The organism is Noviherbaspirillum sp. (assembly GCF_036846085.1).
GTDB lineage: Bacteria > Pseudomonadota > Gammaproteobacteria > Burkholderiales > Burkholderiaceae_D > Noviherbaspirillum.
The window spans coordinates 1-11,556 of sequence record NZ_DAIUCO010000175.1; the positions used below are offsets into that span (position 1 = coordinate 1).

Genomic DNA, 11,556 nt, shown 5'->3' on the forward strand with positions numbered 1-11,556 from the left:
ACCGCCGCCCTACCCCGCCCGCTGCCCGAACCCGATCACCGCCGCGCCCAGCAGGGCCAGTCCCACGCCCGCGAAATCACTCCACGTCGGCGTGACGCCGTCCACTATCCACAACCAGCCCAGCGCCGTCGCGATATAGACCGCGCCGTAAGCCGCATACACCCGCCCGCTGGCGGCGGGATGCAATGTCAGCAGCCATACGAAAAGCGCCAGACTCGCCGCCGCCGGCACCAGCAGCCAGGCGGGCGCTTTTCCGGTCAGCCAGAGCAGCGGCAGATAGCACCCCACCAATTCGGCGATCGCGGTGGCGACGAACAGGCCGAAGGTGCGCGGAAACGCCGTCCACTCCATCGTCACCCTCGTTTCAGTTCGGTGGCGGTCATGTTTCCCGCCGGCGCGGGCCCGGCAGAATCGCCGCATCCCGCCGCCCGCCGTCCCCCGATCCGCGTCGATCCCGGTTCCGACAGGTCCTCGATGATGACGCAGTCGCGGGTCGCGCCGCCGCTGCACACTTCGGCGCAGCTCTCCACGAACGCCGCCAGGCTTGTTTCAAGCTGGCGCATGTTCTCCAGCTTCATCCGGACCGCATCCAGCTGAACCTGGGCCATATCGCGCACGTCGGCACATGCCCGGTCGCCATCCTCGAACAGGCTGACCAATGCCTTCACCTGATCGATCGGAAATCCGAATTCCCGGCAGCGCCGGATGAAAGCGAGCCGCTTGAGGTCGGCTTCGCGGTAATACCGATGGCCGTTATCTGCCCGTTCCGGTTTGGGGAGCAGGCCGATCTGTTCGTAATAGCGGATGGTCGGGACATTGGAGCCGGTTTGCGCGGACAGCGCGCCTATCGTCAGCTTCTGCTGGGTCATCAGGGCCACCTTCAAAAAGTGCTTGCACCTGAAGTTACTTGAGGTCTTACCTTTCACGCAAGCGAATTGTTTCGCCACGCATTTTCATACGCATCGCAAAGGAGACATCATGGAATCACAGGAAAAGACGCGCGGCATCCGGACGCGCAAAACGGCCGCGCTGGCCGGCGCAACGGTGGCCGCCTGTGCGGCATGCTGCATCAGCCTTCCACTGCTCGGGCCCGTACTTGCCTGGCTCGGGATCAGCAGCCTTGGCGCGCTCGCGGCCGGATGGCATGGCGGCGTGGTTGCGGCGACGGCTGCGGGGTTCGCTGCGGTCGCCGCAATCTATGTTGCCTGGCAACGGCGCCGGTCAACACGGCGCAACAAGTCCTGCGACTGCGATACCCGCTGCAGCACCTGAGCACGCCGGAACCCGAATCCGGCCCGCCGGCCGGCTTACTGCGTTGGCGCTTTCGGTGGTTCCGCGCTTGGTGGCGGTGCAGGCTGCGCGGCAGCACCACCGCTGGAAGCAGCGCCGGTGGGTGCGGCTGCGCTGGGGGCGGGTGCCCCGGTTGTGCCGGCGCCGGATGCACTGCTGCCTGAGGTGCCGCCTCCCGACGAGCTGCCGCCGGATGACTGCGTCTGTGACTGCGCTTCAGCTTTTGCGACGGCAAGATCCTGTTCCGCCTTGGCGACTTTCTGGCATGCCTTCTTGGCGTCGCCGACCTGATCGTTGCATTTCGCGTTGGCGACCTTGTACTGCGATTCGGCCTTGGCCTTTTCCAGATCAAGCCGGTTCTTCGGCGTATCGCGCTCGGTGACCTTCATCTGCGCTTCCGCGACCTGCTGCTGGGAATCCGCTTCCGCCTTGCAAATGTCCTTGGCGTTGTCCTTCATGCCGTTGCATTTTTCCATCGCGGCCTTGTATTGCTGATCGATCTGCTGCTTCTGCGATTGCTGCCCTGATGCCTGTTGTGCATTCTGCGCATAAGCGGCGCCGGCAAGGCCCAATGCCACCGAGGCGGCGATTGCAGTAAGTTTCGCATTCATGAGAGTTCTCCTTTCACTGACGGGATGGGGCAAGGCCCAAGCAAACTGCACGCCATGGCAGCGATGGCGGCTGGCAATCCGGTGTCGATCTTGCACCGGGATCGCGGCCCATTTCACTGAGGACTTGTGCAGCAGCGCATGAACTGCTGAACCGGTTCAGCGAACAATGCGTCGGCATTGCAACAATGAGGTCGGGAAAGGCGAAAAAAGTACACCGTTGCCGCGTAGTTTTTGCGAAGTGCAAGGTGAGCATGCCACCACGGGATCCGCTGCGGCAGATGATCGTAAAAAGGGAGCCATCGGGCGGCCAAGAGATGGCACGGCCGGATGCTTGCAACCGGTTTCCAGCTGCTTCGCCACCGTCATCAACCGGCCTCGCACCGTCATGACCGTAAGCGCATGCCGGCAAGGCTCCCTTTGGAAGAGCGCGATGTACTGGCTAACGTTCCGCCTGCCCTTCGCGGGACGCTTCCCCGTCCGGCGGCTCCGGAGAGTGATCCTCGTGGCCGCCGATCCATCCGTCGATACCATCCGGAAAATTCTTCGGCTCATGCAGGTGCCACAACTGCCTGTCGCCGTTGGCCAGGGCAAATACCAGCAGCGAGCGGCCAGTGACCTCATAGCAGTGGCCGAAATCGAAGGTGGGCCGCTCGACGCGGTCGGGATCGTTGGTATCAATCAGCGCCACCCAATGCTTGCCGTCCGGGACCTGCGGCAGCGTGAACATCACGACGTCATGATGGGCATTGAAGACGATCAGCAAGGTGGCGTCCGATCCCAGCCGCTTGATGCCGGTTGCCTGCGCCCGTCCGTCGAGCAGCATGCCGAAGCATTTGGCATTGGTGTCCTCCCATTGCCCGTCGGTCATCTCGCTCGCATCCGGCGCCAGCCATGTAACATCCTTGACGCCCAGGTCCTCGTTGTAATTGCCGGTCAGGAAACGGCCACGGTTCAGGATGGGAAAGTTCTTGCGGACCGCCAGCAGCCGGCGGGTGAATTCCAGCATGGTGCGATCATCGGCGGATACCTTCTCCCACTCCAGCCAGCTGATCGGGTTGTCCTGCGCATAGGCATTGTTGTTCCCGCGTTGCGAATTGCCGATTTCGTCACCCGACAGGATCAGCGGCGTGCCGCGCGACAGCACCAGGGTCGCCATCAGGTTGCGCTTCTGCCGTTCGCGCAAGGCTTTGATTTCCGGATCGTCGGTGGGCCCCTCCACGCCATGGTTCCATGAATGATTGTTGGAATGCCCGTCGCGGTTTTCCTCGCCGTTGGCCTCGTTGTGCTTGTCGTTATAGGAGACCAGATCGTTCAGCGTGAAGCCGTCGTGCGCGCAGATAAAATTGACGCTGGCCCAGGACCTGCGGCCGCGCTTGTTGAACAGGTCGCCGGAACCCGAAACGCGCGAGGCAAAGTCGGCAAGCTTGCCTTCGTCGCCTTTCCAGTAGGCGCGGACGGTGTCGCGGAACTTGTCGTTCCACTCGGCCCAACCCGGCGGAAACTGGCCGACCTGGTAGCCGCCCGGACCGATGTCCCATGGTTCGGCGATGAGTTTCACGCTCGACAGCACCGGATCCTGGCGGCATGCGTCGAGGAAGCCGCCGCCCTCGTCGAATCCGTAGGGCTCGCGCGCGAGGATGGTGGCAAGGTCGAATCGGAAACCGTCGACCCGCATCTCCTGTGCCCAGTAGCGCAGGGAATCGGTCACCATCTGCAGCACCCGCTGGTGGGAAAGATTGACGGTATTGCCGGTGCCGGTGTCATTGATATAGAAGCGCTTGTTGTCCGGCATCAGGCGGTAGTAGCTGGCATTGTCGATACCCTTGAGCGACAGTGTCGGCCCGAGCTCGTTGCCTTCCGCAGTATGGTTGTAGACCACGTCGAGAATGACCTCGATGCCTGCCGCATGGAACTGGTTCACCATCTCCTTGAACTCGTTCGCAAAAGGCGAAGCGAGGTAGGCGGAATGCGGCGCAAAGAAGGCGATGGAGTTGTAGCCCCAATAATTCCTCAGGCCTTTCTCGATGAGATAACTGTCATTGATGAAGGAGTGGACCGGCAGCAGCTCCGCGGTCGTGATGCCGAGCGCGCGCAGATACGCCGCCACCTCGGACTGGGCCAGCCCCATGAAGGTGCCGCGCATCTCCTTCGGCACGCGCTCGTTGAGGGCCGTGAAACCCTTGACGTGCATCTCGTAGAAGACGGTGTTTTCCCATTGCACGCGCGGCCGGGCCGCATTGCCCCATGTGAAGGCGGGGTCGATGACGCGGCACTTCGGCACCAGGTGCGCACTGTCGCGTTCGTCGAAGGACAGGTCCTTGTCCGGCGAATCGAGCTTGTAGCCGAAAACCTCCGGTCCCCAGGTCAGGTCGCCGACCAGCTGCTTTGCATACGGGTCGATGAGCAGTTTGTTCGGGTTGAAGCGGTGGCCGGCGTCCGGCTCATAGGGGCCGTAGACGCGGTAGCCATAGACCGTCCCCGGGCGCGCGGCCGGCAGGTAGCCATGCCAGACTTCGTCGGTGTATTCGGGCAATTCGATCCGCTCGATCTCCTTGACCCCATCGATATCGAACAGGCACAGCTCGACCTTCGTCGCATGCGCTGAAAACAGCGCGAAGTTCACACCAAGCCCGTCCCAGGTCGCGCCCAAGGGAAACGGATGGCCCTCGCGGATGACCGAGGGTTTAAGAATACGGGGTGCCGCGGTGGATGTGCAGTCCTTCGGAGGGGTCATTGCGCTTTTCTTTACTCGATCGGGGAAATGAACAATGGCGACAGGCAATGATTTACATCACGCCTTCGCCGCATCAAGCGGTGCCGTGCCTTTGCATCGATGATTTCCCTGCCGAACGCCCACGGTGCGCCTGCGGCAGTTCGGGTTACTCAGCGATGCGCCGACACAAACGAGCCTGCTGTCAGATCATCCGGGGACTTGACTGGTTCACAAGAAATGCCCTCGGTACGGACTGCGTCAAGGTATTGCAACCACTGCCGTGAAGTTTTGGCGGCACCCTTCCCGCGAACAATGTGCGTTGTGCCTGATCTGAATGCGATGCATGGGAATCAGGCCGGGTTGATCGGTAAGGAACCAGTCCGGCTTTCTGCCGGGCAGGCAGGGCGAGGCAAAACAACCCGAAGATGTAAGCACATGCGGATATTGACGATACGAAATAATGTCCCAGAGCATGGCAGACAAAACTTGCCAATGAGGAAGCCCGGGTCCGGCGGCGTAGATATGATTGTCCATACCTCCGGGATACGGAAAACCTGTGGGGACCAGAGCTTGTCGTATACAAGCGCTTCGCCAGAAGGTGGTGAAATACGCATGGTGATCCTGCGACGGCTTCAAAGCAGGTTACTCATGCGAAAAAGAGCCGAAGTCCAGATGGGTTGTCAGCCTAAAATGACGTCTGCTTCGAAGTCATGCCATATCAGGTAAGGAAATAAATGGATTTACATATCGAATTTACCGGAGACAGCAAGATGGCCGCGCTCCTGCGCGCGCACGATTGGTCGACATCCGCACTCGGTGATCCAAGCGCCTGGCCGTTGTCATTGAGAACGATCGTCCGGTTGATTCTGAACTCCAAGTTTCCGATGTTCGTGGCCTGGGGACCCGATCTCGGTTTCCTTTACAACGACGCCTACGCAGACATCCTCGGAAGCAAGCATCCCCGGTCACTGGGGGCGCGGTTTCAGGATATCTGGCATGAAATATGGCCTGACATCAGTCCGATCGTCGAGACCGCGCTTCGCGGACAATCCAGCTATTTTGAAGACCTGCCGCTCAATGTCATGCGCGCGGGACACCAGGAGAAAGCGTGGTTCACGTTTTCCTATTCGCCGCTTCATGACGACCAGGGCAATATTGCAGGAATGCACTGCTCCGTCGTCGAGACCACCAAGATCGTCAGGGACAGGACGCTGCGTGAATTTCAACTGAATCTGGCAAATAAGCTTCATGCCCTGGCAACGTCGGACGAGATCGTGACGACCGCCGTGGAGATGCTGGCCGAGTACCTGGGCGCCTCGCGTTGCTGGTATGCCGAGATCGAGGACGCCACGGGTGTATTTCATACGAAGAGCGGCTGGCAGGAACCCGGATTGCCGGCGCTGCCGCCATCCGGAAAGATCGACGATTTCAGCCCGTTGTTGCTTCCGGTTTTAAGGAATGGAGAGGCGTTCGTATCCGATGACATGACGTCCGACCCGCGTACGCGTGATTTTGCGGACCGCTATCTCGCATTGGGCATCGCCTCCATGCTCATCGTTCCGGTTCTGAAGGACGGCGAACCGGCGTTCAACATCAACGTTACCAGGTCCGTCCCCTACGCCTGGACCGCGGAGGACATCCAGGCCGTCAAGGACGTCATGGACCGTACCTGGATCGCGATGGAAAGCGCTGTTACGCAGCAGCGACTCAAGGTGGAACGGGACCAGAGCGACCATATCCTCAACCGGATGGGCGAAGGCTTCATGCTGATCGGGTCCGACGGGCGTATTGGCAAGGTTAATTCTGAAGGGTTGCGGATACTGCGTCGCCCGACGATCGATGTCCTGGGAAAGGTGCATCGCGACCTCTGGCCGGACGATGTCGGGCGCAAGGTTGCCACGGCATTCTCGGGCGTCGCCGCGACAGGGGCAGCCGCCATCATCGAGCTCGATTTTCCGACGGAGCGATCGGGGGCCATCTGGCTTGAAATGCGGATCAGTTCCCTGAAGAGGGAAGGCCTGGCGGTGTTTTTCCGGGATGTGACGGCGCAAAACTGGCCGCACTCGCCTTGCGCCGCAGCGAGGAACACCTGGCATCCCTGTTTGAACAGACGGCGGCAGGCATCGCGGAGCGCGACCTCCAGGGCAGGCTCATCCGGGTGAATGAGCGCCTTTGCCGCATTCTCGGACGTCCCCGGGAGGCCGTGCTGGGAATCAATATCCATGATCTGACGCACCCCGACGACCTGTCGCGAAGCGAGGCCGCCTTCCAGCGGCTGCTGGTCGACGGCCAGCCGTTCGACATCGAAAAACGCTACCTGAAACCGGATGGAACGCCTGTCTGGGTCAGTACGACGGTCAGCCTGATCCGGAAGGTTGATGGCCAGGCGACCGATTCGGTCCTTGCCGTCATCCTCGATATCACGGAACGCAAGCGCGCAGAGGAAGCATTGCAGGACGAGACCCGGATCCTTGAACTTCTCAATCGCTCGGGCCAGTCCCTGGCGTCCACCCTGGACCTGAACACATTGCTTCAGACGGTCACCGACTCCGGTCGCGCGCTGACGGGCGCGGAGTTTGGCGCGTTCTTTTACAACGGCAAAGATGAGAGCGGCGATGCCTTCCTGCTCTACAACCTTTCGGGCGCATCGAGGGAAGCCTTCGATCGGTTCGGGCACCCGCGACCGACGGCTGTGTTCAAGCCGACCTTCATCGGTGAACCGCCCATCCGCAGCGACGATATCACGCAGGATCCAAGGTACGGCGGGATGGCGCCCCACTACGGGATGCCGAAAGGACATCTGCCGGTCAGGAGTTATCTTGCGGCGCCGGTGATATCCCGTTCAGGGGACGTGATCGGCGGACTGTTCTTCGGCCATTCCCGGGTGGCGGTATTCACCGAACGCACCGAGCGGCTCATCATCGGTCTTTGCGCGCAGGCCGCGATGGCGATCGACAATGCGCGCCTGTACGACCTTGCCCAGAAGGCGGCGGAGGAACGCCAGGTGCTGCTGTCGAGCGAACGCGCCGCACGCTCCGAGGCAGAACGCCTGAACCACTCGAAGGACGAGTTCCTGGCCATGCTGGCGCATGAACTGCGCAACCCGCTGGCTCCGGTTAGTGCCGCCGCCGAGATCCTCCGACGTGCGGGCAATGACCCCGGCCGGGTGCGGCAGGTCAGCGACATCATTTCACGCCAGATCGGCCACCTGAGCCATCTGATCGATGACCTGATGGATGTCTCCCGGGTGACGCGAGGCCTGATCCGGCTTGACACGCAGCCGCTCGACCTGAAAACCATCATCGGCACCGCGATCGAACAGGTCAGGCCGATGATCGAGGCAAGGCACCACAGCCTGACGACACGCATCGATGCCGACCATGCCATCGTCAACGGCGACCGGATACGCCTGGTGCAGGTGATCGCGAATCTCCTGACCAATGCGGCCAGGTACACGCCGGCGCATGGCGACATCACACTGAACATCGAGACGGACGGCAAGTACGCGAGGATCGTCGTGACCGACAACGGCGACGGGATCGATGCCGCTCTTCTGCCCCATGTTTTCGATTTGTTTACGCAAGGCACCCGCGGCCTGGACCGCAGGCAGGGAGGACTTGGAATCGGCCTGGCTCTCGTGAAGGCAATCGTCAGCCTTCACCATGGAGAAGTGCAGGCATTCAGTCACGGTGCGGGCAAGGGAAGCACGTTCACGATATCGATTCCGCGAGCGCACGGCGAAACTCTCCCGCTCCAGGACGCGAGAAGCGATGAGAAAGAGACGCGGCGTCTGTCCATCCTGGTGGTCGACGACAATCCCGATGCCGCCGAATCGCTCCGCATCCTGCTGGAAGCCGTCGGCCACCGTGTCGTGGTTGCTCCCAATGCGATGGATGCGATGAACAGGACGGATCTTGAATCAGTCGATGTTTTCATCCTCGATATCGGCTTGCCTGATATGACCGGTTACGATCTGGCGAAGGCATTGCGCCGGCAACCCGGCCTGGAGGACAAGACGTATATTGCGTTGACGGGTTACGGGCAGCCGCAGGATCGGCAGCTTTCCAGGGAAGCCGGATTCGGCCATCATTTCGTCAAGCCGGTGAACAATCAGTTGTTGCTGAACGTGCTTGGCGAAGTCGAATCCACCGGCCTGCGCGCCTGATTGCGGATTCCCGGACTGTCGGATCGCACCGCAGCCCGGAAACATTGGTGTTGTTGCGCGCGCATCCCGTCAACCCGTTGCTGCAACGGCCACGGTCACGGCCTCGACGCGATTTCTTCCCGATGCCTTGGCTTTATACATCGCCTTGTCGGCGGTGTTGAGCAGATTCGTGAACGTGAGATTGTCGGTCGTGAGTTCCGCCACCCCGAAGCTCGCGGTGCACCAGATCTCGGCGCCGCCCGCCTTGATCGGCGTGCCCATGATCGATAGCCGCAACCGGTCGGCGAGTTGTATGGCGCCGTCGAGCGGCGTGTGCGGCAGGATGACGACAAACTCTTCGCCTCCAAGCCGGCTGACATGGTCGGCATCCCTGACGGCGGCAGTCAGTATCCCGGCAAAGCGCACCAGCACCTTGTCGCCGACGCCGTGGCCGAAGCTGTCGTTCACCCGCTTGAAATGGTCGCAGTCGAGCAGGATGATGGACAGCGGATAGCCATACCGCCGGGCGCGGCCGAATTCGACTTCGCCGATTTCCAGCAAGGCACGGCGGTTGAGCAATCCCGTCAGCGCATCATGCGAAGCCAGCTTCCGAAGTTCCTCCTCGATCAGCTTGAGCCTGCTCACATCCTGATGGACGATCACCACCGTTCCGTCGTCCATGCGCAACGGCCTTACCCGCATGTTGAACCAGCGCCGGGCTTCCGGGGAATGACAGGGATACTCCGCTTCGAACGAGTTGCTGCTGCGCGCCATGACGCTGCGGATGCCTGCCGCCACATCCGGACCGTTTTGCGCTTCGCCGTCGCTCACGGAGGCAAAATAGCTTTCGCCGTCGGACGACAGATCCTTCCGGTAGCCGTTGGCTTTCGCGAATTCGCGCCATGCGGAATTGGTACGGCGGATGATGCCGTTTTGATCGACGATGGCGATATGGGCGTCGACCGAATCGAGGACGGATTCCGCGAAATCGCGTGCCGAAATCAATTCTTTCTTCTGCCGTTCCTCGCGGTCCAGGCCCTTCAGCAGCAGGCGCGTGAACACGAACATCATGCTCAGGACAGCCGACAGCGCAATCATGCCCCACAAGGCTCGCCTCTTCACCGGGCTCAACAGCTCCGGGACCGATTTCGTCGCCACCACGACGAACGGGCTGTGGCTGGAGGCACGGTAGGCGAGGATTCTCGGCGCCTTGTCGAAAGGCGAGGTGGTGGTGAACGTGCCGACCGGCGCTGTCGGAATCAGCTCCGTGAACAACTTGTCCTTGCCCAGATCCGGCGATATGTTGCCCGGGATGGCAGGTTCGCGCAGGAGTGTCTTGCCGTCGCGCCGGATGAGGGCGACACTGCCGTTCGGCCCCAGGTCGAGGGAACTGTAGAACTGGCTGAAGTAACTGATCTCCATCGATGCAAGCAGGATGCCGTTGAAATCGCCCTGCCTGTCCTGCAGCCTTAGTCCGAGCGTGAAGATCGGCTTGCCGTTGAATCGGCTGACGATCGGCGCGCTGAGGAAGAGATGCACGCGCTGGTCCCGGTGCGCCTTGAAGAACTCCCTGTCCGCGGTCGAAAACCTGGCCCAGGGATAATCCGTTGTCAGCAAGCGGATATCGCCCTGCTTGTCGATGACGGCGATGGAACTGACTTGCGGTTGCCGCAGGGCGTATGCCCGATAGCGTTCCCACTCCGCCCGGCCGGGCGCCCAGGTTGCCAGATCAACGCCGTTGAGCTCCTTTGCAATGGTCTCCAGCGTCAGCTCCACCGAGTCGAAGCTGCGCTGCGCATGTTCCTCCAGGGCGATAGCCAGGCTGCGATTGCTTTCCATTCCGGCGGACAGCGAATCCTTGTATGCGCGCCAATACACATACACGCATGCCAATACCAGGACGAGCGCGAAAACGAGCACGGTGCAGACGATCGGCGTCTTGCGATTCGATGTGGCGGTGATCCGCGATTCGGGGGGCGGTGTATGAAACTTGGACATTAAGTGCATGCAATGTGTTGGCATATTGCCTAAAGCCGGTCCGGCTTTGCACATCATAAGAGAATATCCGCCGCGAAACTATGCCAATCGCTTGAAACGCCACACCTTCGGGCCGGCCCATCCTGTTTTGGCGGGCACCGGGAACCGTTTCCTTAGTCCTGGCGGGCATGGATTGTTTAGGAAGCGTACCAATCAGCAATGTTTTCTTGTTCGTCCGGTCGTCCGTCAATATGGCCCGGACGCTGCCTGCCGGCTGTTTGATGGCCTGACTGCAACGCTATGGATATTCGGCCTGGCCGCATAAGGCTTGCCGCCACGCATACAAAAAGGAACTTGGTCGCGGACCGGGCAAGACCTTCATGATGGACGTATATGTCAGCAATCATATTGAGTGATGTTTCAGCGAGGTTCAGTATCGTGGTTTTTAGACATTATTGAGCGGTTGCGACCATGCGAAACTCTCCAAAGCCAATGGCCCGCCCATGGATGTTCGGAGCCTATGCGGTATATGCGGCGGATATGCTGACCGCGCGGGAAGCGTATGAACGTTTGCGCGCGGACGCCACCTGCTTCGGGCCGTCCGGCGCAATTACGCTGGAAACCGGTGAAGCCGTCTGTTGGGTGAATATTCACTACGGGCTTTCCAGTGACGGCAAAGAAGTGAAAGACTAGAGCAATGGGATGGACGTCCCCAACCGTAACGGCATCGAATGTGCCAAAGTGGAAGTGTCAAGCAACCACTTAAACCGATTTGCGCAATGGTATGCGGACGACGCGGGCCGCTTCGGGACGCATACCAT

The 11,556-nt window shown here is 60.8% G+C and carries 9 protein-coding genes; 4 read left to right on the forward strand and 5 right to left on the reverse strand.

The window, feature by feature from the left end:
* Window positions 1–9: 9 nt before the first annotated feature.
* The gene (locus V7080_RS18040) at window positions 10–351 is read right to left on the reverse strand and encodes a YnfA family protein (RefSeq protein ID WP_334189780.1); all 342 of its coding nucleotides are present in this window, start codon (window positions 349–351) and stop codon (window positions 10–12) included.
* A gap of 2 nt (window positions 352–353) precedes the next feature.
* Window positions 354–869, reverse strand: a complete 516-nt coding sequence (locus V7080_RS18045; protein WP_334189781.1) for a MerR family transcriptional regulator — start codon at window positions 867–869, stop codon at window positions 354–356.
* 109 nt (window positions 870–978) lie between these two features.
* On the opposite strand from V7080_RS18045, the gene V7080_RS18050 reads away from it, so the two are divergent.
* Window positions 979–1,272 (forward strand): hypothetical protein, encoded by a 294-nt coding sequence (locus V7080_RS18050; protein WP_334189782.1) that lies wholly within the window; start codon window positions 979–981, stop codon window positions 1,270–1,272.
* A gap of 35 nt (window positions 1,273–1,307) precedes the next feature.
* Here the strand turns inward: V7080_RS18050 and V7080_RS18055 are convergent, their stop codons facing one another.
* Together V7080_RS18055 and glgX are read right to left on the reverse strand one after the other, a co-directional pair.
* On the reverse strand, window positions 1,308–1,901 hold the full coding sequence (locus V7080_RS18055; RefSeq protein ID WP_334189783.1) for a hypothetical protein: 594 nt from the start codon (window positions 1,899–1,901) through the stop codon (window positions 1,308–1,310).
* 439 nt (window positions 1,902–2,340) lie between these two features.
* Window positions 2,341–4,635: a glycogen debranching protein GlgX gene (gene glgX, locus V7080_RS18060; protein ID WP_334189784.1), complete on the reverse strand. Its 2,295-nt coding sequence runs from the start codon at window positions 4,633–4,635 to the stop codon at window positions 2,341–2,343.
* A gap of 713 nt (window positions 4,636–5,348) precedes the next feature.
* Between glgX and V7080_RS18065 the strand changes: the two genes are divergently transcribed.
* A complete protein-coding gene (locus V7080_RS18065) occupies window positions 5,349–6,776 on the forward strand; it encodes a PAS domain-containing protein (RefSeq protein ID WP_334189785.1) in 1,428 nt (475 codons plus the stop codon).
* Window positions 6,683–8,779, forward strand: a complete 2,097-nt coding sequence (locus tag V7080_RS18070) for a PAS domain-containing hybrid sensor histidine kinase/response regulator (protein ID WP_334189786.1) — start codon at window positions 6,683–6,685, stop codon at window positions 8,777–8,779. Before V7080_RS18065 ends, V7080_RS18070 begins: the two co-directional genes overlap by 94 nt.
* A 69-nt stretch (window positions 8,780–8,848) precedes the next feature.
* Here the strand turns inward: V7080_RS18070 and V7080_RS18075 are convergent, their stop codons facing one another.
* Window positions 8,849–10,756, reverse strand: coding sequence for a diguanylate cyclase (locus V7080_RS18075; RefSeq protein ID WP_334189787.1), 1,908 nt, complete (start codon window positions 10,754–10,756; stop codon window positions 8,849–8,851).
* A 450-nt stretch (window positions 10,757–11,206) separates the two neighbouring features.
* On the opposite strand from V7080_RS18075, the gene V7080_RS18080 reads away from it, so the two are divergent.
* Window positions 11,207–11,428: a hypothetical protein gene (locus tag V7080_RS18080; RefSeq protein WP_334189788.1), complete on the forward strand. Its 222-nt coding sequence runs from the start codon at window positions 11,207–11,209 to the stop codon at window positions 11,426–11,428.
* The last annotated feature ends 128 nt before the right edge of the window (window positions 11,429–11,556 follow it).